Raw genomic sequence first — 24,458 nt, 5'->3', positions numbered from 1 at the left:
GACCGGTGAACCTGGAAGCGGAAATACGCGATCTCGCCGCGCGGCGGGACATTCAGCAGGCGATATTCAATTATATGCGCGGGCAGGACCGGCTGGACCATGCGCTGCAGATGACGGCGTTCCATGACGATTCCGATGTCGATTGCGGGCTGCTGCGCGGCGGCCCCAAGGCCTATACCGACTTTGCGCAGGGCTTTCTCGCCGGGATGAGCGGTAGCCAGCATCTGATCGGGCAGATGGACCTGACGGTAGATGCCGAGGCGGGCACGGGCAGCGGTGAAGTCTATTTCTTCGCCTGGCACCGCCTGACCGAAGAAGGCGAGGATGTCGACCTGTTCATGGCCGGGCGCTACATCGACGAATATACCAACAAGAACGGCAAATGGGCGATCCAGCGCCGCCGGGAACTGATCGACTGGGCGCGCAAGGACAAGGCGAGCGACGGCTTCATGGCCGACATGCCACTGGTCCACCTGCCCGGCCGCAACGGCGCGGATTTCAGCCAGACGCTCGATTGGGCGTCAGGGACATCGGGACGATAAAATGACCATCAACCGCCGCTTCCTCCTCTCCGCCCGGCCGGATGGCACGCCGCAGGCCAGCGATTTCACGCTGGTCGACGAGCCGGTGCCCGCCATCGGCCCGGACGAGATATTGATCCGCAACCATTATGCCTCGCTCGACCCCGCCATTCGCGGCTGGCTCGATGATGTGCCGAGCTATCTGCCGCCGGTGGAACTGGGCGACGCCGTGCGCGCGACGACGGTCGGCGTGGTCGAGGCAAGCAATGTCGATGGCTTTGCGCCGGGCGACTGGGTGATGGGCCTCAACAAGATCGAGCATTATTCGGTCGCGAAGAAGGGCGGATTCACCAGCCGGATCGACGCAACCATCGTGCCGTCGGTGACAAATTATCTGTCAGTCATGGGCGCGGTCGGGCTGACGGCCTGGTTTGGCGTCACGGAGATATTGAAGCCCAAGGCGGGCGAAACCTTCCTGATCAGCGGCGCCGCCGGCGCCGTCGGATCAATGGCCGGGCAGTTGGGCAAGCTGGCGGGCGCGCGGGTCGTGGGCATTGCCGGAGGACCCGCCAAGTGCAAGCGGCTGATCGACGATTATGGCTTCGACGCGGCGATCGATTATCGCGGCAAGGATGTTGAGGCGCTGACCCAGGCGATCGGCGAAGCCTGCCCCGACGGCATCGATCTGGTGTTCGAAAATGTCGGCGGGATCGGGCTGGACGCGACGCTGACGCATATCAATCCTTATGCCCGGATCGGGCTGTGTGGGCTGATCTCCGAATATAATGGCGAAGCTTATGGCACACGCAATCTGTGGCAACTCATCGCGCGCATGGCGACCATCCGGGGCTTCCTGATCAGCGAGTTTCTCGACCGTTTCGCCGAGGGCGGCATGGCGATGGCGAAGCTGGTGGCCGAGGGCAAGCTGCGCTTCGACGAGCATATCGATGAGGGAATAGACAATGCCTATCCCGCCTTCCTCCGATTGTTCGAAGGCAGCAATCAGGGGAAGATGATCCTGAAGCTGGTTTGATCCTCCGTTCTTCTTTACCGCCCCCGTTCGCTTCGGGCGTAGTCGAGAAGTGAGTGCGCAGACTTCTCGACTACGCTCGACGCGAACGGAAGTAGGGAGTTCGGCCGAATGGCCAAAGCGTGCGCTACCAGGCCAACAAACACAACGTGCTCCTGCGAAAGCAGGAGCCCAGACCCACGCTCGGAACTGGGCTCCTGCTTTCGCAGGAGCACGCTACACTTCAAACAGAACTAAAGCCGCAGCACCTGCTTCCCCCGGTTCGATCCGTCGAACAGGCGGGCGAGACCGGCGGGAGCGTTTTCCAGACCCTCCAGCACATCGGCCTGCCATTTCAGTTTTCCGTCGAGCACAAGGGCGGCCAACCGTTCGCGGATAGCGGGCCACTCGCTTTCATGGTCTAGGACGATGAAGCCCTCCATGCTTGCGCGGCGGAGGACAAGGTTGAAATAATTGGCAGGTCCGGCGATCTTGCCGCCCTGCTCATAGCGGCTGATGCCGCCGCAGAGCACCCCCCGCGCACCAATCGCAATGCGGGCCAGCATGGCGTCGAGAATATCCCCGCCGACATTGTCATAGATGACGTCGATGCCTTTGGACGCGAGTGCCTTGAGCTGTTTGGAGACATCGCCCGCCTTATAGTCGACGGCGGCGTCGAAGCCCGCCTCCTCGACAAGCCAGCGGCATTTTTCCGGACCGCCAGCAATGCCGATCACATAAGCGCCCGCGATCCTGGCAAGCTGGCCAGCCACGGAACCGGTCGCGCCCGCCGCGCCTGAAACAACCACAACATCTCCGGCGACCGGCTTGCCGATCCTGTGCATGCCGACCCAGGCGGTGAGGCCAGGAATGCCGAGCACGCCCAGCATCGCCTCTGGCGGCAAGCCCGGATGGCAGACGTCGAATCCCGTCCCGTCGCTGACCAGATATTCGGTCCAGCCCGTCATGCCCGTGACCATCGTACCCACGGGCCATTTGCCGTCACGGCTTTCGACGACCTCCGCCACGCCCATGCCGCGCATGACGTCGCCAATCTCCATTGGCGCGACATAACCGCCGAAATTCTCCATCCAGCCCTTCTGCGCCGGTTCGAACCCAAGCCAGCGCACGGCCAGCAGCATGTCGCCCGGCCCTACCTCTGGCGTAGGTCCATCGACCATCGCAAAGTCGCTATGCGCGACGGGCCGCCCCACGGGGCGGTCCGCCAATGTCATCTGCCGCATGTGACTGCTCAGGCTTCGATATATTTCATGAGCGTATTCTGGAACTGGCGGATCTGGATTTCCTGATAATTGGCCAGTTGCACCTCGCCATTCGCAGAGCTTTTCAGCCCCTGCTGCACGAAGGGCAGATTTTCCATATCCTGCTCGAACACGTCGCCCAGGATGCCGATCTCGGCCGCCGCCGTCCATTTCTCGTCATCGGTCAGGAAATGCATGGCGGGCGCTTTCGGCGCTTCCTGCCCCGGCGGGACGCGGGTGAGGATGCGGACCTCCATCAGGCAATGGTCGACATCATGCCATGGCCGCCAGCGATAGACGATATTCGGCTGGAACCCCGCCCAGGGACTCCAGTTGGGGAAGGCGTTATACAGCAGCGCATCCATCATCTCGCTATCCGACGCGAAGCTGACGTCATGGCCGAACATGCGGGTTGTGGTTTCGCGCAGGCTTTCGCCCAGGGCCGCGCGGGCGGTGACGCCATCGGGCACCTTGACGGCAAAGCCGCCTGCCGCCGCTTCCTTATCCTCATAATTGTCGGACGAGCGGCCGTTATATTTGACGAACTCGTCGACGATCCACTGCTGCTCCTTACCCTCCGGATCGATATGCGGGGACATGGTGCCGAAGGGTGTGACCGTCAGGTTCACATGGTCGCCATAGATATTATACGTCGAGTTGGCGTCGCCGGTGAACGGCAGCAATTGCGGATGGGTGACAACGGTGTGCCAGCTTTCCATGAAAGCCTCCATCACCACCTTCCAGTTGGCCGGGATCACCTTGCCCACCCAGAGGGCAGTGGCGCATTCCTCATGCTTCCACCGCTTGAAATGTTCCGGCATGGGCGCGAGGAATTCCTCGATCGTCGGCCCCTCCTTCGCCTCGCGGATGAAGATATAGCCGCCCCAGCGGCCGACCGAGACCTCCGGCAACTGCATTTTCTGATCCGACAGGTGAGAGAAGTCCCAGCGGCACGGAATATTCTTGAGCGACCCATCATTGTTCCAGGTGAAGCCGTGGAAGGGACATTGCAGCTCCGCCGTCCAGCCATCCTCCAGCTTGAGCTTACGGCCGCGGTGCAGGCAGACATTGTAGAAGGCCTTGATGGAGCCATCCTCCTGCCGCATCAGGATGAAGGACTTGCCGACATTCTCATAAACGACATAGTCGCCCGGTTCCGGCAGTTCCTCCTCACGCGCGGCAAACTGCCACACTTTCGGCCACATCTTCGCCTTCTCAAGCTCGAAGAAAGCGGGATCGGTATAGCGCGTGGCGGGAATGGGGGCAGACCCCAGATTTTCATAGACGTCCTGGTAGAGAAACTCCGGCACCTCATTGGTGTCCGCGAGCGCCAGGTCGCGATAGGAAGTGCCGGGGCAGCGCGGCAGCGGTTCGCCAGTGATCTGCGGGGGTGCTTTGATCTTGGGATCGCTCTCGGCCATCTATCGAGTCTCCTATGCCTTTTCGCCATCCTAGCGGAAAGATGATGCCGCCATGACCTATGGATTGCGTCAGGCATTCCAATGGCCCGCGAACCTCACCTAGCGGTAATGACAGGGCGGGCGGATAGGCTCCATCCCTATCATCCGCGACGACAAGGGCGGCCAAGTTGGCGCTGTCCGGCGGCATATATACTATCGGAAGCGTCATGGAGAGCATCAACCGCAGGATCATATTGGCGAGAAGGCCATCGGGGTTGCCCACGCAGGCCGATTTCGCGGAGGATCGCGCGCCCATGCCGGCGGTTGGCGAAGGGGAGATGCTCGTGCGCAACCGGGTGTTCGCCATCGATGCGGCAATCCGCGGCTTCCTGGACGACAGGCCAAGCTATCTGCCGCCTGTAGCGCTGGGCGAGGTTGTGCGCGGCATGGCGCTGGGCGAGGTCGTGGAAAGCCGGATAAAGGGCTATGCGCCGGGCGACGTGGTGCGGGCGCTTGCCGGATGGGAGGAATATAGCCTGCTCGGCGCGGACGCGCTGGGTCTGGAGAAGTGCGACATCAGCGATCGGTCGCAATTGTCGCTGCATATGGGGACGCTGGGGCCGTCGGGCCTGACCGCTTATGTCGGATTATTCGCGATCGGCGCGATCAAGCCGGGCGAGACGGTGGCGATCAGCGCGGCGGCGGGTGCGGTCGGCAATGTCGCCGGGCAGATCGCACGCCTGACCGGCTGCCGCACGATCGCGATCACCGGATCAGAGGAGAAAGCGGCGCTGTGCCGCGACCTCGGCTTCGATGCGGTGGTCGACTACAAGGCTCCGGGCGGTCTGGACGAGAAGCTGGCGGCCGCCGCGCCGGAGGGCATTGATGTCTATTTCGACAATGTTGGCGGCGAGATACTGGACGCGGTGCTGCCCCATCTGGCTCAGCATGGCCGGGTCGTGGTGTGCGGCATGATCGCCAATTACAATAATGCCGACGAGCAATATCCGATCCGCAACCTGTGGCAGTTGCTGGTCAAGCGAGCGACGATGCGCGGTTTCCTGACCTATGACCATCCGGAGTTTCTGGGCGAGGCGCAGCAGCGTATTGGTGCATGGGTAGCGGCGGGAGAATTGCGCCCGCTGGAGAATATCAGCCAGGGCCTGCACGCCGCGCCGGATGCGCTGATCAGGCTGATGAGCGGCAGGACGACAGGCAAGACAGTGGTCTGCCTCTAAAAAAGAGAGCGAGCGAGAGATGGGCTATCACGACACGATCGGCGACGAAGCCGCCAAGATGCTGGAATTCGTCGAGAATGGCACGACCGATTGCGCCGATGGCACGATGGACGTCCCGGCCAGCGCCTATACCGACGCCGCCTATTTCGCGCGGGAGATGTCGGAGATATTCCTGAAGTTGCCCCTGCTCGCCGCCCTCACCGCCGAAATGCCCAATCCGGGCGACTACAAGGCGATGGACCTGATGGGCAAACCCATCCTGATCACACGCCGGACCGACGGCAGCGTCACGGCGATGTATAATGTCTGCTCCCATCGCGGCATGATCCTGAAGCCCGAAGGTCATGGCAACGCCAAGCGCTTCTCCTGCCCCTATCATGCCTGGACCTTCGCCAATGACGGCAAGCTGATCGGCGTTGCCGAGCCGCGCAAGTTCGGCGAGATATGTAAGGAGAATTACAATCTCACTCCGCTTCCCTGCGTGGAGGCCGGCGGCATCATCTGGGTGAGCCTGGACCCCGATGCAGACATGGACATCAAGAAGCATCTGGGCGGGATGCTCGATGATCTTGAGGCCTATGAGCTGGACAAGTGGCATTATTGCGGGTCGCGGCGCATCTACGGCGCGAACTGGAAGATCGCCTATGACGGCTATCTGGAAGGCTATCACTTCGCCGCTGCGCATCCCGAGACGATCCACCCACGCACCTTCAGCAACATCATGAGCTTCACCGCCTATGGCCCGCACTTGCGCGTCGGCTATCCGCAGGTGCGGATCAAGGAAGCACTCGGCGCCTTGCCACGCGAAACCTGGGGCGAGCATGAGAATGAAGGTTATGATTTCGTCCGCACCATATTTCCCAATGTCAGCATCTTCTTCGCGCCTGAAATTACGCAGGTCGCCCAACTGATCCCGGGGCCAACGCCGGACAAGAATATGACCAATCTGATCTTCATTCGCCGCAATGGCCCCAAGGATGCGGAGGATGCCCAAGCGATCGAGGGCATGATGGACTGGCTGCGCGATGTCGTGGATGTCGAGGATTATGGCGTCGGGCTGCAGGTGCAGAAAGGCATGGAATCCGGCGCGCGTAATTCCGTCACCTTTGGCCGGAATGAACGCGGAAACCAGTTTTTCCACAAATATGTGGATTATTTCGTATCCGACGACCCCGGCAAGACGCCGCCTATCCTGTAGCGGCGGCCCTTCGGCCAGCCAGTTCAAACCGTTCACCGTCCGGCGCATTCGACAGGACGCAGAATCGCACATTTATCGACGCGCCCTATTGTCTATTTCAAAACTAGACATATTATTGCATTCCATCTTTTGAAGAAGGAGTGCCGCCATGACGACTCGCCGTTTCGACACCCGACCTTCCCATCCCACCATCCTGACGCTGGCTGATGCCGATCATGGCAAGCCCGGCGACTGGCTTGCGCGCTGGAGCGCGGAACGCGATCATTGCGTTCCCGCCGATCTCGGCCGCACCGATCCGCCAAACCGCAACGCTTGGGCGACATCGCTGGGCGCAGCGATCCGTCAGGCCGATGGGCCGGTCATTCTGGTGGCGCGGGGCCTGTCATGCCTTGCTGTTGCCTGGTGGGCGGCGCTGGAGCGCCCGCTCTATGGCGATCCCGTCGCCGGCGCTTTGCTGGTTGCTCCGCCCAGCGTGGATACGGCCAGTTCCGATTTGCGCATGGTCGGGTTCGGTCCCGCGCCCAAACTGCTGCTGCCCTTCCCGTCCGTAGTCGTCGCAAGCCGCAACGACCCGCTGATGACCGATGCCGGCGCAAAGAGCCTGGCGAGCTTCTGGGGCAGCCATTGCATCGACGGCGGCGAAATTGGCTCGGCCGGAGCGGACGCTGATCTTGGCGAATGGGATCATGGCCAGCATGCACTTAACTGGCTGCTCAGCACGGCCGACGATCTGCGGCGGCCTGCCGGATCGGCCAGCGCAGCCAGCAATGTCGTGGCGCACCCCGCCCTATCCCCCCGCGGATACGACCTTTCGCTCTGACCCCCTCCAGAGCGAACGAGAAGGGCGCCGGAAACAGCTCCCGGCGCCCTTTTTCGTGCTTCTAGCCTTTGAGGCTGAAACTTAGTCCTCGCTGCGGGTGTCGCGGCGCTCGGCGATACGTGCGCGCTTGCCGGTGCGGCCGCGCAGATAATAGAGCTTGGCGCGACGCACGACGCCCTTGCGGACGACAGTGATGCTGTCGATGTTCGGCGAATAGAGGGGGAACACGCGCTCCACGCCCTCGCCGAAGCTGATCTTGCGCACGGTGAAGTTGCTGCCCATGCCCTTGTTGGAGCGCGCGATGCATACGCCCTCATAATTCTGGACACGGCTGCGCTCGCCTTCGACGACCTTCACGCCGACGCGAAGCGTGTCACCGGGACGAAAATCCGGGATTTCCTTGGCGAGAGCCGCGATGTTCTCGGCCTCGATCTGCTGGATGAGGTTCATTCCCTCTTTTCCTTCTTCTGCCGTTGCGCACCAGAGGGCGACTGTCCCCGAACGTCCCCGTGACGCTCCCAAAGGTCCGGCCGCCTTAGCCGAGTATCGTCTTCCGCCTGACGTTGCCGCCATGCCGCGATTTTCGCATGATCCCCCGATCGCAACACTTCAGGGATCGTGCGCCCTTCCCAAAGATTGGGCCGGGTATAGTGCGGATATTCGAGAAGGCCGCTTTCGAAGCTCTCCACATCCCCACTTGAAGGCGCGCCCATTACACCGGGAAGCAGCCTTATGCAAGCGTCCAGCAGTACGATCGCCGCGGTCTCTCCGCCCGACAGAATATAGTCGCCGATCGACACCGAAACGACAGGCCGCGCATCGAACAGGCGCTCGTCCATGCCTTCAAAGCGGCCGCACAGGATCGTGACGCCCGGCCCAGCAACAATGTCGCGGACAAGGGCCTGGGTGAGCGGCCGCCCTCTTGGCGTCATGGCGAACACCGGTGCGCCCGGCTGGGCCGCCATCGCATGATCCACGGCGGCGGCGAGGATGTCCGCCCGCATCACCATGCCCGCACCGCCCCCCGCCGGCGTGTCATCGACGGATTTATGCTTGTCCGTGGCGAAATCGCGGATCTGGATCGGGTTGCAGGACCATTTCCCCTCGGCCAAGGCGCGCCCGGCGAGCGATACGCCCAGAGGCCCCGGAAACATCTCCGGATAAAGCGTCAGGACTTGCGCGGCGAAGGTCATGCTCGGCGTGATCGGTTACGCAGATGCGCCGCAACGGCTCCGCCCAGCAAGCACAGCGCGCCCATGACGAGCATGCCTATGCCCGTGGCCATCAGCAGATCGGCGAAATTGCCAGCCGGGTTGCGTAGCGCTGGAAGCACCAACAGCAATGGTGGCGCGAGGACCATGGCGACGCCGGACACGATCTTGAGTCCGCCATGCCATCTGATGACGTAAAGCCGCCAGCCAATGATGATGAAGGCCGCCATATAGAGCCAAGGGATAACGCCGGAAAGGCTCATCATCGGGTCCAGTTTTCTATTCGGAGGCCGGGGATATCGGCGAAATCGGCTTCGTTGTTCGTGACCAGGGTCAGGTCGAGCGACAGGGCGTGAGCGGCGATCAGCCGGTCGAAATTGCCTCGCCGGAAGGGAAGCATAGCATAGCGGCGCGCAGCTTGTTCATCGAATGGGACGACGGCCACCTCCTCCAGAAAACCGGCCATGACATCCGGAGAAGGTGGCTTGCCACGCGCGATGCCCAAGGAAACCTCCGCGAAAGCGATTGCCGACAGGGCAAGATCGCCCTCATCGCAATCCGCGAAACGCGCTAGCACGCGCGGATGACCCGTCAACGCAAAGATGACAGCATTGGCGTCGAGCAGATAGCGCACTTAGGCCTTATCCGCCCATCCTCGCCAATCCGGATCATCCCAGATGCGCGGAGAGTCATCGTCCAGCTCGCGCTCCTCGCGCGTCAGCGGCTTAAGCCAGGGAGCCTTCCCCGCGAATTTGCTGACGTCGATCTTGCGCCTGGGCGCGTCGACTGGCTCGAAGATGAATTTGCCATGATCCTCGCGCACCATCATCTCGGTCCCCTCGTTAAGACCGAGCGCCTTTGGCAAACGCAACGCCAGGCTGTTGCCTGACTTGAAAATCTTGGCCCTATATTCCTCGCTCATACGCGTCTCCGTATATACGCAATGTATATACTAAACCACAAATAGCGAGTCAATGACGGCTTGGCCCTCGCCAAGCTGCACGGCCTTGATAGGAACCATGAACCGCTTCTTGTCGGATCGTTCGATCTCGATGATGTCGCCCGCGCCGAAATTCTCGACCGCGACGATGGAGCCAAGCGCTTCGCCTTCGCTGGAAACGCAGAGCAAACCGATCAGGTCGACATGATAATATTCGCCCTCGGCCAGGGGCGGCAGGGCGCTGCGGGGGACAGTAAGCGTCGCGCCGCGCAGCCCCTCGGCAGCCGTGCGATCCTTGACCTCGGCAAAACGCGCCACAGCGCCGTTCGGACCGGGACGGATCGATTTCAGCGTCAACGTACCGCCCGGAATGTCAAAACTCTTGTAGAGCTTCAGACTTTCCGGGCCGTCGCCGAACAGTTTGAGCCGGACATCCCCCGCCACGCCATGCGCGCCGATAATAGCGGCAAGCGTGACAGGAGCGTCGCGCAAGGCTTAGCCCTCGGCCTTCTCGTCAGCCGGCGCTTCTTCAGCCGCGGCTTCTTCGGCGGGCGCTTCGGCAGCGGCCTCAGGCGCAGCTTCCTCAGCTACAGGCTCGGCTTCTTCAACGGCCGGAGCAGCGGCAGCTTCCGCCTCAGCTGCGGCAGCGGCCTTTGCAGCCTCCTCCGCCTCGGCCAGCTTCGTCGCGCGATCTTCGGCGCGATCCTTGGCCTTCTGACCCGGCTCAGCCTTATTCGGGTTGTTGCGGGCGGCGCGCTCCTTGATTCCGGCGGCGTCCAGGAAGCGGGCGACGCGATCGGTCGGCTGCGCGCCAACGGCGATCCAATGCTTCGCGCGCTCGACGTCCAGAATGATGCGCTTCTCGTCACCCTTGGCGAGCAGCGGGTTGTAGCTGCCGATACGCTCGATGAACTTGCCGTCGCGGGGCGAGCGGCTGTCGGTCACGACGATCTTGTAATAAGGGCGCTTCTTGGAGCCGCCGCGCGACAGACGAATGGAAGTTGCCATATAACCTAACCTTACCTTTCTTAAACCAATACAATATGTTGAAATCTATTTCTTCATGAATTTCTCAAAACCCGGAGGCAGGTTGGGCATGCCCCCGCCGCCGGGAAGTCCCGGAAGGCCGCCGCCCATTCCACCAGCGCCCATGTCGCTGCCTCCGCCCAGAAGGCCGCCCATGCCGCCACCTCCGAAAAGCTTGCCCAGCCCCTTCAATCCGCCCATCTTGCGGATCTTCTTCATCGCCGTTTCCATTTCCTGGTGCATCTTGAGGAGGCGGTTGACCTCCTGAACCGTGGTGCCGGACCCCTTGGCGATGCGGATTTTCCGCTTGGCGTTAATGAGCGCGGGCCGTTCCCGCTCCTTGGGCGTCATCGACCCGATCATCGCATCGAGATGGATCAGCGTCTTGTCATTGGCGCCGCTGGACGCCATCGCCGCCTGCGCTTTCTTGAGGCCAGGGATCATGCCCGCCAGCGCGCCAAGGCCGCCCATCCGGCGCATCTGGGCCAGTTGAGACCGCAGGTCGTTGAGATCGAACTGCCCCTTCGCCATTTTCTTGGCGAGCTTGTCGGCTTCCTCGGCGTCGATGCTTTCCGCCGCCTTCTCGACCAGGCTGACGACGTCGCCCATGCCAAGGATGCGGTTGGCGACACGGCCGGGATGGAACGGCTCGATCGCATCGAGCTTTTCACCGACGCCAGCAAACTTGATCGGCTGGCCGGTGACAGCGCGCATGGAAAGCGCCGCACCGCCGCGGGCATCGCCGTCCATCCGGGTAAGCACAACGCCGGTCAGCGGCACCTGCTCAGTGAAGCTTTTGGCGACGTTGACGGCATCCTGACCGGTCAGCGAGTCGACGACGAGCAGGATTTCATGCGGATTGGCGATCTCCGCCACCGCCTTCATCTCGTCCATCAATGCCTGATCGACATGCAGGCGGCCTGCGGTGTCGAGCATGACGACGTCGAAACCCTGCAGCTTCGCGGACTGGAGCGCGCGGCGGGCGATGTCGACCGGCTGCTGGCCGGCCACGATCGGCAGGGTCGCGACATCGGTCTGCGTACCAAGGACGGCAAGCTGTTCCTGCGCAGCCGGACGCTGCACGTCGAGCGACGCCATCAGCACCTTCTTGCGGCTCTTGTCCTTAAGCCGCTTGGCGATCTTGGCCGTGCTGGTGGTCTTGCCCGAACCCTGCAGGCCGACCATCATGATGACGGCGGGCGGCGCGACATCGATCAGAAGCTCGGACGTTTCCGACCCCAGCACCTCGGTAAGCGTGTCGCTGACGATCTTGACGACCTGCTGGCCCGGCGTGACCGAGCGCAGGACGTTGTGACCGACCGCCTGTTCCGTCGCCTTGTCGACAAAGTCGCGAACGACCGGCAGGGCAACGTCCGCCTCCAGCAGAGCGATACGCACCTCGCGCATCGCGGCGCGGACATCATCCTCCGTGAGCGCGCCGCGCCCCCGGAGTTTTTCGAATACGCCGCCCAGACGATCGCTGAGAGAGTCGAACATCAGCACCTCAAAACGCCGGAAGCCCGGCAGAAATCCAAACTTTTCCCTGAACGACAAACGCGCCGGTGGGCGAAACCTCGCCAACCAGCGCCTATCCGAGGACCATATTGCGGCCCGAAGGATGATTCAGGACATCAGCGAACAGGCCGCCAACGATCCCGCGCCCATAGAGCAGACTCCTTTCCAGCGCAAGCATATCGGAATGAAATGGGGTTTACCGCTTTTCAACCCTTCTTCGCGATAAGGAGGCTCGACAGGGCAGCGAAGAAAGACAGTGCCGGAAAATGGCTGAAAAGCGCCCCTACCTGACTGCGCATAATGATGTGCTGACCGGCGGCATCGTGCTGGCCGCCACGATCCTGTTCGTGTCGACGGGCGGCAGCGCCATTTCCGACGTCATCAAGAGCCTGGCCGGCATGGGCGCCGGGGTTGAGCAGCTTCTGACGACGGCCCTGCTGCTGAATGTAGCGCTCATCCTGTTCGGTTATCGCCGCTATCGCGACCTCAAGATCGAGGTCCGGCACCGCGCGGCAGCCGAAGAACGGGCGCAGCAACTGGCCGGCACCGATCCGCTCACCGGATTCTATAATCGCCGCAAGTTCGAGGAAGAAGGCGCGGCGCTGATCGCCCGCATGCAGATAAAGGGCAAGGCCGTCGCCCTGATGATGCTCGACCTCGACCATTTCAAGACCGTCAACGACATTCATGGCCATGCCGCGGGCGACACCATGCTGAAGGCGGTTGCAGAACGGATCACCGCGCATGTGCCGCCGGAAACCATCTCCGCCCGACTTGGGGGTGACGAGTTCGCCTGCGCCTGCGCCTTCGAACCGGGCGAACCCGGCGAGATGGAGAGTGTGGCCGACGCGCTGGTCAACGCGATCATGGAGCCGGTTACGCACCAGAATGGCGAATTGAGCGTGAGCACTTCGCTTGGCATCGCCCGGTCGGATCGCGACGGCGATACGATGGACACATTGCTGCGCCGGGCGGACATTGCGATGTATGCGGCCAAGAATGCAGGGCGTAACCGGCATTTCTGGTTTTCCGGCACAATGGAGGATGAGCTTTTCCGCCGGAACGCTGTTGAGGCGGGAATGCGGCAGGGCATCGCAGCGGGCGAGTTCGTTCCCTATTATGAGCAGCAGGTGGACCTGAACACCGGTAAGCTGCTCGGCTTCGAAATGCTCGCCCGGTGGGAAAGCCCCGCGCTGGGCCTTGTCGCCCCGGACGATTTCATTCCGATCGCCGAGGAAACCGGCATGATCGGATCGCTGTCCTTCGCGGTGATGCGCCGCGCCTTTACGGATGCGCGAGACTGGGACCCGTCACTCACATTATCGGTCAATATCTCTCCTTCGCAGCTCCGCGATCCCTGGCTGAGCCAGAAATTGCTGAAATTGCTGACGGAGACCGGTTTCCCGCCGAGCAGGTTGGAGATAGAGATTACCGAAACCTCGCTTTACGACAATCTTGGCCTGGCCCAGACGATCATTGCGAGCCTGAAAAATCAGGGCATTCGCGTGGCGCTCGACGATTTCGGTACGGGGTACAGTTCGCTCGCCCATCTGCGCGCCCTGCCCTTCGACCGGATCAAGATCGACCGCAGCTTCGTCACATCGATGATGGGCAATGCCGAGAGCGCCGCTATCGTGCAGGCGATCACCCGGCTGGGGGACAGCCTTGGCCTGCCGGTCACCGCCGAGGGCATAGAGAGCAAGGATATCGAGCAGCGGCTGCTTTCGCTTGGCCTTGCCAAGGGACAGGGTTGGCATTTCGGCAAGCCGATGACCGTGGAGGCGGCGCGATCGCTGCTGGCCGCGCACAAGATGCTGGCGGCGGAAGAAGAAGCCCTGCCGCTGCCTGACGATGCGGGCACGGCGAAAACCGCAGCGCCCGGCCGCTGAAAACAGCGCGGCCGCTGTGGACAGCAAGGCGGCGCACCACTACATCGCGCGGCATGAACGGCCGCTTTTCCAAGATGCATGGGTTGGGCAACGACTTCGTCGTCATCGACGCGCGTGAAGCCCCCCTGCCCATGTCCGCCGGCCGCGCGCAGGCGATCGCCGACCGGCATGCCGGTATCGGATGCGACCAGCTCATCCTGATCGAGCCTTCAGAGGCGGCTGACGTGCGGATGCGGATATTCAATGCGGACGGCAGCGAGGTAGAGGCGTGCGGCAACGCCACCCGCTGTATCCCGTTGTTTCTTGGGCGGGATGTGCTCATCGAGACCAAGGCGGGATTGCTCAACGCCCGGCTGGCGGAAGGCGGCGCGGTGGTCGATATGGGCCAGCCGCATTTCGAATGGGACCGGATACCGCTGGCCTATGCGATGGACACGCTGACCATGCCGGTCGGATGGGAGCATCTGGATGCGCCCTCCGCCGTCAATATCGGCAATCCGCATGTCATCTTTTTCGGCGGTGCGATGACGTTGGATGAGGCGGCGCGGCTGGGCGCGATGGTCGAGACCGATCCGCTTTTCCCGGAGCGCGTGAACGTCAATTTCGCGCAAATCCTTTCCCCCTCGCATATTCGCCTGATCGTGTGGGAGCGCGGTGCCGGGTTGACGCGAGCCTGCGGCACCGGCGCATGCGCGACGGCCGGGGCGGCGATCCGCCGGGGGCTGGCCAAGGGGCCAGTGACGGTATCGCTGCCGGGCGGCGACCTGATCATCGACTGGACGCAGGGCGGATCGATCCTGATGACCGGTCCCGCCACCCATGTCTTTGACGGCGAGGCCGACTGGGAGCGGTTCTAGGCGTGGCCGGGCCGGACCTCATCACGCTGGGCTGCCGCCTCAACATCGCGGAAAGCGAGGCGATACGCACGCTTGCCAAGGATCAGGACGATCTGGTCATCATCAATAGCTGCGCTGTGACGGCAGAGGCGGTGCGGCGCACGCGGCAGGCCATCCGGCGGACGCACCGGGCAAGGCCGGACGCGCGGATCGTGGTGACGGGGTGCGCGGCGCAGACCGACCCCGCCATGTTCGCCGCGATGCCGGAGGTTACGCAGGTGCTCGGCAACCGGGAGAAGATGGAGGCCGAACATTATTTGTCATCCCAGCGAAGGCTGGGATCTCATGCCGCCGGCAGCACCCCGGCTCCTGAGATCCCAGCCTTCGCTGGGATGACGGAGAAAGTAAAAGTCTCCGACATCATGGCGGTGCGGGAGACGGCGCCGCAGCTTGCCAGCGCCTTTGCCGAACATGCGCGGGCCTTTGTGGAGGTGCAGAATGGGTGTGATCACCGCTGCACTTTCTGCATCATTCCCTACGGCCGGGGGAACAGCCGCTCTGCGCCTGCGGGGGCCGTGAATGCGACGGTGAATGCGATGGTGTCGCAGGGTTTTCGCGAGATCGTGCTGACCGGCGTGGACGTTACATCCTACGGCCCAGATTTACCCGGAAATCAAACACTTGGCACCCTTATCCAACGGATTTTCCAACAGGTTCCCAACCTGCCCCGGCTGCGCCTTTCCTCGATCGACAGTGTTGAGATTGACGACACGCTTTTCGACCTGATCTGCAACGAGCCGCGGCTGATGCCGCACCTCCATCTGTCACTGCAGTCGGGCGACGACATGATCCTGAAACGGATGAAGCGCCGCCACAGCCGCGCCGACGCCATCCGCATCGTCGAGAAGATCAAGGCGAAGCGGCCGGAGGTGACGATCGGCGCGGACATCATCGCCGGTTTCCCGACCGAGACAGAAGCGATGTTCGAGAACAGCCTGAAGCTGGTCGAGGAATGCGACATCGTTCACGGCCATATCTTCCCCTATTCCCCGCGCGCGGGAACGCCCGCCGCACGCATGCCGCAGGTGGAGCATGCCGCCATCAAGGAGCGCGCGAAAAGGTTGCGCCTTGCTTGCGAAGCGCGGCGCGATACGTGGCTGAAAAGCCTGATCGGGTCGACGCAGAGCGTGCTGGTGGAGCGCGACGGGCTGAACGGCCATGCGGAGAATTTCGCGCCGGTGCGCTTCCGGTCCCCCCTGCCCCCGGCCGAAATCCACAAAGCGGCCATCGTGGCGCTTGAGAATGGCGTGCTGATCGCGCAAGAGGCGGCATGAGTTCCACACCATCCTGGCGCGAACGGCTGTTCGGCGGCCTGAAACGCACGTCGGACCGGCTCGGTGACAATCTGACCGGCCTTTTCACCAAGGCGGCGCTCGACGACCAGACGCTCGACGAGATCGAGGAGGCGCTGATCGTCAGCGACCTTGGCCCCGCCATGGCCGTGCGCATCCGCGAGCGGCTGGCCGAGGGCAGGTTCAACAAGGAACTGACCGAGGAATATCTGCGCGAGATCATCGCGGAGGAGATTGAGAAGGTCCTGGCCCCGGTTGCGCGGGAGCTGGAGATCGAGGCATTCCCCCGGCCGCAGGTCATCCTGGTGATCGGCGTCAACGGATCGGGCAAGACAACCACGATCGCCAAGCTCGCCAACCTGTTCCTGGAGCAGGATTATGGCGTGATGCTGGCGGCGGGCGACACGTTCCGCGCGGCAGCCATCGGGCAGCTCAAGATATGGGCCGAGCGGCTGGGCGTGCCGATCGTATCGGGCAAGGAAGGCGGCGACGCGGCGGGCGTGGTGTTCGAGGCCGTACGCCAAGCGACCGAGACCGGCATCGACGTGCTGATCGTCGACACGGCCGGGCGGCTGCAGAACAAACGCGAGTTGATGGACGAGTTGGACAAGATCCGGCGTGTGCTAGGCCGCCTCAATCCCGCCGCGCCGCATGACGTGGTGCTGGTGCTGGACGCCACAACCGGCCAGAATGCGCTAAGCCAGATCGAGGTGTTCCAGGACGTGGCGAAGGTCACCGGCCTGGTCATGACCAAGCTGGACGGCACGGCGCGTGGCGGCATATTGGTGGCGGCGGCGGAGAAATACCGCCTGCCCATCCACGCCATCGGCGTCGGCGAGAAGATCGAGGACCTGCGGCCTTTCGATCCCGGCGACATGGCGAAGGCGATAGCGGGGACGGCCTATGCGCGGTGAGGACGGTTATTCCCGCTCGTGGACATGGACGCCTCCTTCCGTTCGGGCTGAGCTTGTCGAAGCCCTGCACTTTCTTGAAGAAAAGGACAGCCCTTCGACAAGCTCAGGGCGAACGGAAAGACAATGACTGATCCCCCCCCATCCTCAGTGCCCACATCAAAACCCGCCCACTCCGGCACGCTGAGCCTCGCGCTCGATTTCGGGCCTTTGCTGGTGTTCTTCGTCGCCTACAAGATGCTGGGCGTCATCATGGGCACGGCCGCATTCATGGCGGCTATCGCGCTGGCCGTGATCGTGTCGATCTGGAAGCTTGGCCGGGTCTCGCCGATGCTGTGGCTGTCTGCGGTCCTGGTCCTCTTTTTCGGGTCGCTCACCATTTATTTCCATGACGAGCGGTTCATCCAGATCAAGCCGACGATCATCTACAGCTTCTTCGCGCTGATGCTGTTTGCGGGGCTGCTGCGCGGCAAGCCGCTGCTGAAATATCTGCTGCAGGCGGCCTATGATGGATTGTCCGAGGAGGGATGGAAGAAGCTGTCGCGCAATTGGGCCTTTTTCTTCGTCTTTATGGCGGCGCTGAATGAAGCGATGCGGGCGACGCTGAGCTTCGATACATGGCTGTCGCTGAAAGTATGGGGCGTGACGGCGATATCCTTCATATTCGCGGCGTCCAACATCCCGATGCTGATGCGGCACGGCATGAATATCGGTGAGAAGGTGGACAGTGATGAGGTCGGGGGCACCGCGCCGCCGCAGGGGTGATGAGAGCCAATCCCGGATAGCGGAAACATTTCCCATCCATATCAATACCCTATCATTTACCCAAAGGCAGGCGCGCGAAAGCGGGAACTTTTCGCTGTCAGAACGATTGATCCGCCCAAGGCGCGTGGGGTCCCTGTTTCACAGGCGACGGGTGCTGGGTGGATGATTTCCCGCCTGCCAAGTCCCCTTCTCCATCCGTCTTACAGCCGCCACGGCTGGGCAAAATTGGATTGTTACGGTCGCGTTGCTGGGATTGAGACTGCCGGTCACACACAGGTTCATCACACAAAAGGAGAGTTCAATGTTCCTATCGCTCAAAAAAGTCGCACCGGTCGCTGTGATCCTCATCGGGTCCGTGGGACTGAGTGGCTGCGCAACCAAGGGATATGTGAACGAGCAGATCGCCACGGTTAACCAGCGCATCGACGCGCTCGACACCCGTCTGCAGGGCACGGACGCCACGGCGAAGCAGGCTCTGGCCGAAGCGCAGTCCGCATCCGGCCAGGCGCAGCAGAATTCGGCCCGTCTGGACCAGCTCAATTCCCGCGTGGACGGCGTTGAGCAGCAGCTTCAGCAGAGGCGGAAACCGCGCAACTGATGCCATCGGCCAATAATCTGATAAACATCAAAAGTCCTTTCCACCGGTCAAGGGATCATTCGGACTCGTGAATCGATGATCTCTGCCCGGTGGGCGCTTTTTGGACTTGCCTTGTTCACGCCTGTTTCCATGCAGGCGGCGAACAGCGTTCGTGCGCCGTCAGCCGCCGCAGCCAAGCCGGCTGCGAAAAAGGCTACGGCCACGAATAAGGCTACGGCCACGAATAAGGCTCCGGCGAAAAAACCGCTCGCGAAGAAGGCCGCACCGAAAAAGCAGGCTGCCGCAGCGCCGGCTGCCGTGAAGGCTGAGCCTTTCACACCCGATGTCGCGCCATCCGACGCGGTGCTTCGCGTGTCCGACTGGGTTGCCCAGTCGAAAGACAACGGCCCCCTGCCCTACGCCATCATCGACAAGAATGCGGCCCGGCTCTACCTGTTCAACGCGAAGGGCGAGATGCGGGGCGACGCCGCCATATTGCTGGGCATCGCTGTCGGCGACGATGCGTCGCCCGGCGTTGGCGGCAAGACGCTGGCGGCGTTGGGCCCGGCGGAGAAAACAACGCCAGCGGGCCGCTTCATCGCCAAATATGGCGTCGCCGCCGGGGGCGTGAAAGTGCTCTGGGTCGATTACAGCACATCGGTCGCTATCCACCCGCTGGTGAAGGGAACCAAGGCGGAACGGCGGGCGGAGCGGCTCTATTCGCCCGAAACCGACGACAACCGGATCAGCTTCGGATGCATAAACGTGCCGCCGACATTCTATGCCCAGAAGGTCCGGCCGTTTTTCCGGCGGAAGGGCGGCGTCGTCTATATCCTGCCCGACACCAGGACGATGGAGGATGTGTTCCCCCGCCTGCACGTCTTTCCCTTTGTAAGCCGGGCCAATCCCGCCGCGCCCGCGGCGCAGGAAGCGTCGGCTCCTTCGGTTCAGCCCTAGGCTACGCCTGGCCCTGAGCTACGCCGGAGGCGTGTAACCGAAAGCCTCCCGCGCGAGCTTCACCACCTCCGGGTCGGCATCCGGCATATCCATCGGCACAAGCTTTTCCAGCGTTTCGGCGACATAGGTCAGCGCCTCTATCCGCGCGGCCTTGCGATGGTTGCCGTCAATCACTTTCCAGGGCGCCCAGCGGGTGTCGGTATTCTTGAACATGGATTTGAGCGCGTCGAGATAATCCTCCCGGCGGGCGCGGTTGCGGTAATCGTCCTTGCCGGTTTTCCAGCGCTTCCACGGGGTGTCGAGGCGTTCGGCAAGCTGCTTGTCCTGCACTTCCTGCGTCACATGGATGAACAGCTTCACCAGATTGGTGCCCGCGTCGATCTGCTGCGCCTCGAACGCGTTGATCTCGTCATAGGCGCGCTTCCATTCCTTCTCCGAACAGAAGCCCTCAACGCGCTCGACGAGAACGCGGCCGTACCAGCTCCGGTCGAACACGGCGATGTCCTGCCCCGCGGGCAACCTCGTCCAGAAGCGCCAGAGGAAATGATGATCCAGTTCCTCCTTGGTCGGGGCGGAAATCGGCCAGACGTCATAATAGCGCGGGTCCCAATCAGCGGTCATCCGCTTGATGATGCCGCCCTTCCCCGCCGCGTCCCAGCCCTCGAACAAGATGACGCTGCGCTTGTTGTGGATGATGTGCGCGACCTGGACCTTGGCGAGACGTTCCTGAAGCGCGGCAAGATCGGCGTCGTAATCGCCGGGATATTTCTTGCCATGTTCGTAATCTTCAAGCTTGATGGTCATACCGTTGGACACCCCATTGTCCGTGTGTTTGGTTCGCGACCCCCACCCGACTTACCGTTCGCCCTGAGCTTGTCGAAGGGCTGTTCTCACTTCAAAGAAAGTGCAGGGCTTCGACAAGCTCAGCCCGAACGGTGAAGGCAGGTTAACCTTTCGAAGGCTCCACGACCCGCATGTGCAGTTCACGAAGCTGCTTGTGCTCGGCCGGGGACGGCGCGCCCATCAGCAGGTCCTCGGCGCGCTGATTCATCGGGAACAGCGTCACTTCACGCAGGTTCTGCGCGCCGCAGAGCAGCATGACGATGCGGTCGACGCCGGCGGCCATGCCGCCATGCGGCGGCGCGCCATACTGGAAGGCGCGGTAGAGGCCACCGAAACGCTCCTCCACATCCGCCTTGCTGAGGCCGACCAGCTCGAACGCCTTCACCATCAGTTCCGGCGACTGGTTGCGGATGGAGCCTGACGCGATCTCAAAGCCGTTACAGACCATGTCATATTGGAACGCCTTGATGGCGACAGGATCGGTCCCGTTCAGCGCGTCCATGCCCCCCTGCGGCATCGAGAAGGGGTTATGGGCGAAGTCCAGCTTCTTCTCATCCTCATCCCATTCGTAGAAGGGGAAATCGACGATCCAGCACAGATCGAACCGGTCCTTGTCGATCAGGTCGAGCTGCTCGCCGACGCGGATGCGGGCAAGGCCGGCGAGCTTGGCGGCCTGCCCTTCCTTGCCGGCGGCGAAGAACACGCCGTCATTGGGGCCGAGGCCGAGCGCCGCGACCAGCTTCGCCGTGGCCTCTTCGCCATGATTTTTGGCGATCGGGCCGCCGGGGACGCCATCCTTGATGTTGATGTAGCCAAGGCCGGAATAGCCCTCGCCCCGCGCCCAATTGTTCATGTCGTCGAAGAATTTGCGGCTGCCCGCGCCCGCGCCGGGGGCCGGTATAGCGCGGATGACACTGCCGCTCTCCACCAGGCTCGCGAAGATGCCGAAGCCGCTCCCGTGGAAATGGTCAGTGACATCAACAATCTCGATCGGATTGCGCAGGTCGGGCTTGTCGCTGCCATATTTCAGCAGCGCCTCGGCATAGGGGATGCGCGGGAAGCTGCCCGCAGGCGTCACCGGCTTGCCGTCGGCGAACGCCTCGAACACCTGGGCGATGACCGGCTCCATCGTGTTCCAGACGTCTTCCTGCGTGACGAAGCTCATTTCCAGGTCGAGCTGGTAGAATTCGCCCGGCAGGCGGTCTGCGCGCGGGTCCTCGTCGCGGAAGCAGGGGGCGATCTGGAAATAACGGTCGAATCCAGCGACCATCAGCAATTGCTTATATTGCTGGGGCGCCTGCGGCAGGGCGTAGAATTTGCCCGGATGGATGCGGCTGGGCACCAGGAAGTCGCGCGCGCCCTCCGGCGAGGAGGCCGTCAGGATCGGCGTCGAATATTCGGTGAAGCCCTGCCCCTCCATGCGGCGGCGCATGTCGGAAATGATTTGCGTGCGCTTGACGATATTGGCGTGCAGCGTCTCCCTGCGCAGGTCGAGGAAGCGATAGCGCAAGCGGATATCCTCCGGATATTCCTGCTCGCCCGCAACCGGCAGCGGCAGGTCGGCGGCGGCGGAAAGGACCACGGCGTCGTCGGCGCGGATTTCGATCTCGCCGGTGGGAAGGTTGGGGTTCACCGCCTCCTTCGCGCGGGCGACGACGCGGCCGGTGATCGTCACGACGCTTTCGGCGCGGAGGGATTCGATGACCTTGAATACGGGGCCGTCCACCTCCGTCACGATCTGCACCATGCCATAATGATCGCGCAGGTCGATGAATACGAGATCGCCATGATCGCGCTTGCGATGCACCCAGCCGGAGACGCGGACGGTCTCACCGACATTGGCGGTCCGCAGTTCAGCGCATTTATGGGTGCGATAGGCGTGCATGGCGTTCTGTTCTTCCAAACTGCATTTTACGGATAGGACAATCCCCGCTGGCGGGTTATGGGCATCAGGGTCTGCAACGACCAGCCCGCCGGGGAGCGGGCCAGCCCATAATAAGATCGAAGTCCATATGCAAATTCATCCGCTGATTACCGACAGCAAGACACTCGCCGAATTCTGCGCCCGCATCGCCAAGAGCCCCTATATCGCCGTGGACACGGAGTTCATGCGCGAAAACAGCTACTGGCCGGAGCTTTGCCTGGTGCAGGTCGCCGACGCCAATGAGGCCGCCGCCATCGACCCGAAAGCGCCGGGGCTGGACATGGGGCCGCTGCTCGACCTGCTGGTCGAGAATGAGGATGTGCTCAAGGTCTTTCACGCCGGCGGGCAGGACATAGAGATTGTCCACAACCTGACCGGCAAGACGCCGCACCCGATGTTCGACACCCAGATCGCGGCGATGGCGCTCGGCCTTGGCGAGCAGATCGGATACGGCAATCTGGTCGAGGCATGGCTGGGCATCACGCTGGACAAGGGCGCGCGCTTTACGGACTGGGCGCGGCGGCCGCTGGACAAAAGGCAGATCGATTATGCGATCGGCGACGTCACCTATTTGATCCAGATGTTCCCGGTGATGCTGGAGAAGCTGCGCAGCACGGGTCGCGGCGACTGGCTGGATCAGGAGATGGAGCGGATCAGCGACCCGGAAAATTACATCAACCGGCCGGGCGACGCGTGGAAGCGCGTGCGCATATCCAGCCGCAAGCCCGATGTGTTGGGCCGGTTGAAGGCGCTGGCCGCGTGGCGCGAGCAGGAGGCGCAGGACAAGAATCTGCCGCGCGGGCGAATCGTCAAGGATGAGACGCTGGCGGACATCGCGTCCCACCCGCCCCGGTCGCAGGACGATCTAGGCAAGGTCCGGGGGCTGTCCGCCGCGTGGCGGGGCAATGATATCGGCGCACGGATGATGGCGGCTTTGGCCGGTCATGCGCCGCTGTCCAAGGATGAGTTGCCCGAGCGCGACCCCAAAAAGCCCGCGCTGGGCAAGGATGGGGCGCTGGTGGCGGATTTGCTCAAGCTGTTGCTGAAAATCCGGTCGCGGGACATCAATGTCGCGGCGCGGCTGCTGGCGCGATCCGACGATCTGGATGCGTTGGCGGCGGGCGTGCGGGACAATCTACCGATCCTGGAGGGCTGGCGCTACGAACAATTTGGGCGGGACGCCGTCGATCTGGTAGAAGGCCGCATGGCGTTCGCGGTGCGCAACGGGCGGTTGCGGATGACCAGAACGGCGGTGGATGGAACGGAGGCGAAAGCATGAGAGCGATGGCGATCGGCATGGCGCTGGCGATGCTGCCCCTGGCGGCCTGTGCGACCACGGGCGATGGCGGTCCGGCCGCGCTGCCTGCGGCCAGCGGCGAATGCAAGAATGACGGGCTGGAAGCCTTTACCGGCAAAATCGCGACGGCGGAGCTGGGCGCGGAAATGCTGAAGGTTTCCGGCGCAAAGACCTTGCGCTGGGGCGGCCCCGGAACCGCAATGACGATGGATTTCCGGCCCGACCGGCTGACCGTGAGTTATGACGAGAAGATGGCGATCACTTCGGCGCGATGCGGATGACGTCAATCGTTGGAGATATGCAGCCGCATTGACCCATCGGCATCGACGCCGACACGCAACCCGTCATAGTCATCAATCCCCGGATGCGCCGTTTCCAGCGGGTGCATATGGGTCGCGCGGATCACCAGGACGGATGCGCCAGCCTGCTCACCTGCGCTTATGCCCGCGGGCGCGTCCTCAAAGACCAGGCAGTCCGACGCATCAAAGCCCAAAGTCTGCGCCGCAAGGCGATAACAGTCCGGGTGGGGCTTTCCGTTGGTGACATCATCGGCGGTGATCAGCACGGCGGGCGCTGGCAGGCCGACAGCTTCCAGCCGCCTGCGCGCCAGTGTGCGCGGCGCGGAAGTGACGATTCCCCACCGATTTTCCGGAAGCGAGGACAGGAACGCCTCTGCGCCAGCGATTTGCGCAATGCCGTCGACATCCTCAATCTCGGCGAGGGTCACTTTCGACGCCTCCGCCTCGGCATCGAAGCCCGGCGGAACCCAGCGGCGAACGGTATCGATGGCGCGCACGCCATGAATCGTCGGCAGGAAAGCGTCGATATCCAGACCATGGCCGCTGGCCCACCGCGCCCATACCCGTTCGGCTGCAATGACGGAACTCAGCAGCGTTCCATCCATGTCAAAGAGAAACGCAGAAAAAGCGCGCCCGCCGGACAATATTCCACGATCCATGTGCTGGCG

General features: G+C 62.7%; 27 protein-coding genes. 14 read left to right on the top strand and 13 right to left on the bottom strand.

Annotated features, from left to right (window positions below; all coding sequences use genetic code 11):
• Positions 1-5 precede the first annotated feature (5 nt).
• Together BHQ40_RS00330 and BHQ40_RS00325 are read left to right on the top strand one after the other, a co-directional pair.
• Positions 6-542: a nuclear transport factor 2 family protein gene (locus BHQ40_RS00330; RefSeq protein WP_070150985.1), complete on the top strand. Its 537-nt coding sequence runs from the start codon at positions 6-8 to the stop codon at positions 540-542.
• Between the two features lies 1 nt (position 543).
• The gene (locus BHQ40_RS00325; RefSeq protein WP_070150983.1) at positions 544-1,554 is read left to right on the top strand and encodes an NADP-dependent oxidoreductase; all 1,011 of its coding nucleotides are present in this window, start codon (positions 544-546) and stop codon (positions 1,552-1,554) included.
• Positions 1,555-1,784: 230 nt separating this feature from the next.
• On the opposite strand, the gene BHQ40_RS00320 is transcribed toward BHQ40_RS00325, so the two are convergent.
• Entirely contained in the window at positions 1,785-2,774 is a 990-nt protein-coding gene (locus BHQ40_RS00320) for an NADP-dependent oxidoreductase (RefSeq protein WP_070150981.1), read from the bottom strand.
• Between the two features lie 8 nt (positions 2,775-2,782).
• A complete protein-coding gene (locus tag BHQ40_RS00315; RefSeq protein WP_070150979.1) occupies positions 2,783-4,213 on the bottom strand; it encodes an aromatic ring-hydroxylating oxygenase subunit alpha in 1,431 nt (476 codons plus the stop codon).
• Between the two features lie 206 nt (positions 4,214-4,419).
• Between BHQ40_RS00315 and BHQ40_RS00310 the strand changes: the two genes are divergently transcribed.
• The 3 genes from BHQ40_RS00310 to BHQ40_RS00300 all read left to right on the top strand — a co-directional run bounded on the left by BHQ40_RS00310 (position 4,420) and on the right by BHQ40_RS00300 (position 7,448).
• The gene (locus BHQ40_RS00310; protein ID WP_070151389.1) at positions 4,420-5,430 is read left to right on the top strand and encodes an NADP-dependent oxidoreductase; all 1,011 of its coding nucleotides are present in this window, start codon (positions 4,420-4,422) and stop codon (positions 5,428-5,430) included.
• A gap of 19 nt (positions 5,431-5,449) precedes the next feature.
• Positions 5,450-6,628, top strand: a complete 1,179-nt coding sequence (locus tag BHQ40_RS00305) for an aromatic ring-hydroxylating oxygenase subunit alpha (protein WP_070150977.1) — start codon at positions 5,450-5,452, stop codon at positions 6,626-6,628.
• Positions 6,629-6,776: 148 nt separating this feature from the next.
• Positions 6,777-7,448: an RBBP9/YdeN family alpha/beta hydrolase gene (locus BHQ40_RS00300; RefSeq protein WP_070150975.1), complete on the top strand. Its 672-nt coding sequence runs from the start codon at positions 6,777-6,779 to the stop codon at positions 7,446-7,448.
• A gap of 81 nt (positions 7,449-7,529) precedes the next feature.
• Here BHQ40_RS00300 and rplS read toward each other — a convergent pair whose 3' ends face one another.
• The 8 genes from rplS to ffh are packed head-to-tail and all read right to left on the bottom strand — an operon-like array spanning position 7,530 to position 12,122.
• Positions 7,530-7,898, bottom strand: a complete 369-nt coding sequence (gene rplS, locus BHQ40_RS00295; RefSeq protein WP_070150973.1) for a 50S ribosomal protein L19 — start codon at positions 7,896-7,898, stop codon at positions 7,530-7,532.
• Complete coding sequence (gene trmD, locus BHQ40_RS00290; protein WP_070150971.1) at positions 7,895-8,641, bottom strand: tRNA (guanosine(37)-N1)-methyltransferase TrmD; 747 nt, start codon at positions 8,639-8,641, stop codon at positions 7,895-7,897. Before trmD ends, rplS begins: the two co-directional genes overlap by 4 nt.
• A complete protein-coding gene (locus tag BHQ40_RS00285; protein ID WP_070150969.1) occupies positions 8,638-8,925 on the bottom strand; it encodes a hypothetical protein in 288 nt (95 codons plus the stop codon). The genes trmD and BHQ40_RS00285 overlap by 4 nt, the downstream gene beginning before the upstream one ends.
• Complete coding sequence (locus tag BHQ40_RS00280; RefSeq protein WP_070150968.1) at positions 8,922-9,293, bottom strand: type II toxin-antitoxin system VapC family toxin; 372 nt, start codon at positions 9,291-9,293, stop codon at positions 8,922-8,924. The genes BHQ40_RS00285 and BHQ40_RS00280 overlap by 4 nt, the downstream gene beginning before the upstream one ends.
• Positions 9,294-9,581, bottom strand: a complete 288-nt coding sequence (locus BHQ40_RS00275; protein WP_070150966.1) for an AbrB/MazE/SpoVT family DNA-binding domain-containing protein — start codon at positions 9,579-9,581, stop codon at positions 9,294-9,296. It abuts the gene before it with no gap.
• Positions 9,582-9,611: 30 nt separating this feature from the next.
• Positions 9,612-10,091 carry a ribosome maturation factor RimM gene (gene rimM, locus BHQ40_RS00270; protein WP_070150964.1) on the bottom strand — a complete coding sequence of 160 codons (480 nt, stop codon included), beginning with the start codon at positions 10,089-10,091 and terminating at the stop codon, positions 9,612-9,614.
• Positions 10,092-10,094: 3 nt separating this feature from the next.
• Positions 10,095-10,607 (bottom strand): 30S ribosomal protein S16, encoded by a 513-nt coding sequence (rpsP, locus tag BHQ40_RS00265; RefSeq protein WP_070150963.1) that lies wholly within the window; start codon positions 10,605-10,607, stop codon positions 10,095-10,097.
• Positions 10,608-10,652: 45 nt separating this feature from the next.
• On the bottom strand, positions 10,653-12,122 hold the full coding sequence (gene ffh, locus BHQ40_RS00260; RefSeq protein WP_070151387.1) for a signal recognition particle protein: 1,470 nt from the start codon (positions 12,120-12,122) through the stop codon (positions 10,653-10,655).
• Positions 12,123-12,406: 284 nt separating this feature from the next.
• Between ffh and BHQ40_RS00255 the strand changes: the two genes are divergently transcribed.
• The 7 genes from BHQ40_RS00255 (at position 12,407) to BHQ40_RS00225 (ending at position 19,427) form a co-directional block, all read left to right on the top strand.
• Positions 12,407-14,029 (top strand): putative bifunctional diguanylate cyclase/phosphodiesterase, encoded by a 1,623-nt coding sequence (locus BHQ40_RS00255; protein WP_070150961.1) that lies wholly within the window; start codon positions 12,407-12,409, stop codon positions 14,027-14,029.
• Between the two features lie 53 nt (positions 14,030-14,082).
• Positions 14,083-14,886, top strand: a complete 804-nt coding sequence (gene dapF / locus BHQ40_RS00250) for a diaminopimelate epimerase (RefSeq protein ID WP_070150959.1) — start codon at positions 14,083-14,085, stop codon at positions 14,884-14,886.
• 2 nt (positions 14,887-14,888) lie between these two features.
• Positions 14,889-16,199, top strand: coding sequence for a tRNA (N(6)-L-threonylcarbamoyladenosine(37)-C(2))-methylthiotransferase MtaB (gene mtaB, locus BHQ40_RS00245; RefSeq protein WP_070150957.1), 1,311 nt, complete (start codon positions 14,889-14,891; stop codon positions 16,197-16,199).
• Positions 16,196-17,131, top strand: a complete 936-nt coding sequence (gene ftsY / locus BHQ40_RS00240) for a signal recognition particle-docking protein FtsY (RefSeq protein WP_070150955.1) — start codon at positions 16,196-16,198, stop codon at positions 17,129-17,131. The genes mtaB and ftsY overlap by 4 nt, the downstream gene beginning before the upstream one ends.
• Positions 17,132-17,254: 123 nt before the next feature.
• Positions 17,255-17,893: a septation protein IspZ gene (gene ispZ, locus BHQ40_RS00235; RefSeq protein ID WP_070150954.1), complete on the top strand. Its 639-nt coding sequence runs from the start codon at positions 17,255-17,257 to the stop codon at positions 17,891-17,893.
• A 301-nt stretch (positions 17,894-18,194) separates the two neighbouring features.
• On the top strand, positions 18,195-18,491 hold the full coding sequence (locus BHQ40_RS00230; RefSeq protein WP_070150952.1) for a hypothetical protein: 297 nt from the start codon (positions 18,195-18,197) through the stop codon (positions 18,489-18,491).
• A gap of 75 nt (positions 18,492-18,566) precedes the next feature.
• Positions 18,567-19,427 (top strand): hypothetical protein, encoded by an 861-nt coding sequence (locus BHQ40_RS00225; protein ID WP_070150950.1) that lies wholly within the window; start codon positions 18,567-18,569, stop codon positions 19,425-19,427.
• An 18-nt stretch (positions 19,428-19,445) separates the two neighbouring features.
• Here the strand turns inward: BHQ40_RS00225 and BHQ40_RS00220 are convergent, their stop codons facing one another.
• Together BHQ40_RS00220 and aspS are read right to left on the bottom strand one after the other, a co-directional pair.
• Positions 19,446-20,231, bottom strand: a complete 786-nt coding sequence (locus tag BHQ40_RS00220) for a polyphosphate kinase 2 family protein (RefSeq protein WP_070150948.1) — start codon at positions 20,229-20,231, stop codon at positions 19,446-19,448.
• A gap of 142 nt (positions 20,232-20,373) precedes the next feature.
• Positions 20,374-22,155, bottom strand: a complete 1,782-nt coding sequence (aspS, locus tag BHQ40_RS00215) for an aspartate--tRNA ligase (protein ID WP_070150945.1) — start codon at positions 22,153-22,155, stop codon at positions 20,374-20,376.
• A 127-nt stretch (positions 22,156-22,282) separates the two neighbouring features.
• Here aspS and rnd point away from each other — a divergent pair, with 127 nt between their 5' ends.
• Entirely contained in the window at positions 22,283-23,473 is a 1,191-nt protein-coding gene (rnd, locus tag BHQ40_RS00210) for a ribonuclease D (protein ID WP_070150943.1), read from the top strand.
• Positions 23,470-23,772 carry an I78 family peptidase inhibitor gene (locus BHQ40_RS00205; protein WP_070150940.1) on the top strand — a complete coding sequence of 101 codons (303 nt, stop codon included), beginning with the start codon at positions 23,470-23,472 and terminating at the stop codon, positions 23,770-23,772. The genes rnd and BHQ40_RS00205 overlap by 4 nt, the downstream gene beginning before the upstream one ends.
• A gap of 2 nt (positions 23,773-23,774) precedes the next feature.
• Here BHQ40_RS00205 and BHQ40_RS00200 read toward each other — a convergent pair whose 3' ends face one another.
• Positions 23,775-24,449: an HAD family hydrolase gene (locus tag BHQ40_RS00200; RefSeq protein ID WP_070150938.1), complete on the bottom strand. Its 675-nt coding sequence runs from the start codon at positions 24,447-24,449 to the stop codon at positions 23,775-23,777.
• Between the last annotated feature and the right edge of the window lie 9 nt (positions 24,450-24,458).

The organism is Sphingobium phenoxybenzoativorans (assembly GCF_001757355.1).
Taxonomy (GTDB): domain Bacteria; phylum Pseudomonadota; class Alphaproteobacteria; order Sphingomonadales; family Sphingomonadaceae; genus Sphingobium; species Sphingobium phenoxybenzoativorans.
The sequence above is the reverse complement of the archived record's forward strand: the minus strand, read 5'-3'. Positions and strand labels throughout refer to the sequence as shown.

Excerpts from the sequence above, each read along its gene's own strand:
- BHQ40_RS00325 (WP_070150983.1), top strand. The coding sequence starts at position 544 with ATGACCATCAACCGCCGCTTCCTCCTCTCCGCCCGGCCGGATGGCACG.
- BHQ40_RS00320 (WP_070150981.1), bottom strand. The coding sequence starts at position 2,774 with ATGCGGCAGATGACATTGGCGGACCGCCCCGTGGGGCGGCCCGTCGCG.
- BHQ40_RS00315 (WP_070150979.1), bottom strand. The coding sequence starts at position 4,213 with ATGGCCGAGAGCGATCCCAAGATCAAAGCACCCCCGCAGATCACTGGC.
- BHQ40_RS00310 (WP_070151389.1), top strand. The coding sequence starts at position 4,420 with ATGGAGAGCATCAACCGCAGGATCATATTGGCGAGAAGGCCATCGGGG.
- BHQ40_RS00305 (WP_070150977.1), top strand. The coding sequence starts at position 5,450 with ATGGGCTATCACGACACGATCGGCGACGAAGCCGCCAAGATGCTGGAA.
- BHQ40_RS00300 (WP_070150975.1), top strand. The coding sequence starts at position 6,777 with ATGACGACTCGCCGTTTCGACACCCGACCTTCCCATCCCACCATCCTG.
- rplS (WP_070150973.1), bottom strand. The coding sequence starts at position 7,898 with ATGAACCTCATCCAGCAGATCGAGGCCGAGAACATCGCGGCTCTCGCC.
- trmD (WP_070150971.1), bottom strand. The coding sequence starts at position 8,641 with ATGACCTTCGCCGCGCAAGTCCTGACGCTTTATCCGGAGATGTTTCCG.
- BHQ40_RS00285 (WP_070150969.1), bottom strand. The coding sequence starts at position 8,925 with ATGATGAGCCTTTCCGGCGTTATCCCTTGGCTCTATATGGCGGCCTTC.
- BHQ40_RS00275 (WP_070150966.1), bottom strand. The coding sequence starts at position 9,581 with ATGAGCGAGGAATATAGGGCCAAGATTTTCAAGTCAGGCAACAGCCTG.
- rpsP (WP_070150963.1), bottom strand. The coding sequence starts at position 10,607 with ATGGCAACTTCCATTCGTCTGTCGCGCGGCGGCTCCAAGAAGCGCCCT.
- ffh (WP_070151387.1), bottom strand. The coding sequence starts at position 12,122 with ATGTTCGACTCTCTCAGCGATCGTCTGGGCGGCGTATTCGAAAAACTC.
- BHQ40_RS00255 (WP_070150961.1), top strand. The coding sequence starts at position 12,407 with ATGGCTGAAAAGCGCCCCTACCTGACTGCGCATAATGATGTGCTGACC.
- dapF (WP_070150959.1), top strand. The coding sequence starts at position 14,083 with ATGAACGGCCGCTTTTCCAAGATGCATGGGTTGGGCAACGACTTCGTC.
- ftsY (WP_070150955.1), top strand. The coding sequence starts at position 16,196 with ATGAGTTCCACACCATCCTGGCGCGAACGGCTGTTCGGCGGCCTGAAA.
- ispZ (WP_070150954.1), top strand. The coding sequence starts at position 17,255 with ATGACTGATCCCCCCCCATCCTCAGTGCCCACATCAAAACCCGCCCAC.
- BHQ40_RS00230 (WP_070150952.1), top strand. The coding sequence starts at position 18,195 with ATGTTCCTATCGCTCAAAAAAGTCGCACCGGTCGCTGTGATCCTCATC.
- BHQ40_RS00225 (WP_070150950.1), top strand. The coding sequence starts at position 18,567 with ATGATCTCTGCCCGGTGGGCGCTTTTTGGACTTGCCTTGTTCACGCCT.
- BHQ40_RS00220 (WP_070150948.1), bottom strand. The coding sequence starts at position 20,231 with ATGACCATCAAGCTTGAAGATTACGAACATGGCAAGAAATATCCCGGC.
- aspS (WP_070150945.1), bottom strand. The coding sequence starts at position 22,155 with ATGCACGCCTATCGCACCCATAAATGCGCTGAACTGCGGACCGCCAAT.
- rnd (WP_070150943.1), top strand. The coding sequence starts at position 22,283 with ATGCAAATTCATCCGCTGATTACCGACAGCAAGACACTCGCCGAATTC.
- BHQ40_RS00205 (WP_070150940.1), top strand. The coding sequence starts at position 23,470 with ATGAGAGCGATGGCGATCGGCATGGCGCTGGCGATGCTGCCCCTGGCG.
- BHQ40_RS00200 (WP_070150938.1), bottom strand. The coding sequence starts at position 24,449 with ATGGATCGTGGAATATTGTCCGGCGGGCGCGCTTTTTCTGCGTTTCTC.